Origin of the sequence: Paenibacillus alginolyticus DSM 5050 = NBRC 15375 (genome assembly GCF_000422905.1) — a bacterium.
Lineage (GTDB): Bacteria > Bacillota > Bacilli > Paenibacillales > NBRC-103111 > Paenibacillus_E > Paenibacillus_E alginolyticus.
On record NZ_AUGY01000217.1, the window covers coordinates 1 to 1,483 of the forward strand.

The window sequence follows — 1,483 nt, forward strand, 5'->3', positions numbered from 1 at the left end:
AAAATGAATGTGGAGGGCGTGAAGTGGGCGATCGATACTGTGAAAGAGACCGGTGCCCTGAACAAAGAGTTAAGTGTGGAAAAAGTAGTGGACGAAAGGTTTTACGCCAAATAGAATAGACTCAACTCTAAGCATGTAATAACTCTTCACCTAATCCGGTAACCGGAGGTGAAGGGTTATTTTCGCTTCGGGGAAAAAGTCGGAATAAGGCGATGCAAAAGTCAATCGTTTTCCACAAAAAAATTTTTGGCACGTTCACTATAGAAGAACCTAGTGTGTCTGTCTCTTTGGACTCTCGATATAATTTAGTCAAACGATAAAATTGATCACACACAAGCAGGAGGCGCGACATGTTAAAAAAAGAAGATAACGAAAAGCTTTGTCTTATTGGTCCTGAAACTCCCATGGGACAAGTATTCCGCAGATATTGGATTCCTGCACTTTTGTCCGAGGAACTCTCGGAACCGGACGGTGCACCGGTCAAAGTTCGACTGCTAGGTGAAGATTTGGTCGCATTTCGCGACACCAACGGGACTGTAGGACTAATGGACGCTTACTGCCCTCATCGACGTGCACACCTATTCTGGGGCCGAAATGAGGAATGCGGTCTCCGCTGCGTATATCATGGCTGGAAGTTCGACACAACGGGACAATGTGTAGATACCCCCAACGAACCGGCAACGAGCGATTTCAAGCACTCGGTCAAGCTGACTTCTTATCCGACTTGGGAGAAGGCGGGCATCATTTGGACTTACATGGGACCAAAAGAATTACAGCCGGATTACCCGGACTACGAATGGCTGCGGACACCGGATAATTACCGGCACGTCTCCAAAACGTACGAGCATTGCAATTGGCTGCAGGCGCTGGAGGGCGGTATAGATACCTCCCACTCTTCCTTTGCTCATAACAACAATATTGCCGACAAAAATGCACTTCGTTCAAGATCGACGGCACCCAAGCTCGAAGTGGTGAAAACACCGTATGGCTTTAAATACGCCGGGATCCGGGATCTGAAAGAAGATGGAAATTATATCCGAGGCTACCAATTCATTATGCCGGCTCAACAAATGAGGGGAGCGATGACTCGCTGGACGGACGGTAAACGGGAAGAGTTTCCTTCCATTGCGGGACATCTTTGGGTGCCGATTGACGACTCTAACGTATGGGTGTTCAATTTCATTTACTCCGCAGATGTCGAGATTCCGTTCACGAAGGAGTTCGTTCTAGATCACGAGACGGCATTCGGTCGGGGATCGGAAGACGTACTTCCGGGATATCGCTTGAAGCGGAACGCTTCCAATGATTTCTTAATCGATCGGGAAGTGCAGCGTACCCAAACATTCACCGGCATCGCCGGCATCAACACACAGGATTATGCTCTTCAGGAAACAATGGAACAACCGTTCTGCGATCGTACCAAGGAAAAGCTCGGGACGGCCGATACGGCCATCATTGCGGCCCGACAGATGCTTTTGGAAGC

The 1,483-nt window shown here is 48.6% G+C and carries 1 protein-coding gene; it reads left to right on the forward strand.

Features of this window, described 5'->3' with window-relative positions; all coding sequences use genetic code 11:
* Nucleotides 1-350 precede the first annotated feature (350 nt).
* Nucleotides 351-1,483: Rieske 2Fe-2S domain-containing protein (locus G519_RS0138230; protein WP_029199012.1), on the forward strand; the 1,133-nt coding region annotated here is incomplete at its 3' end.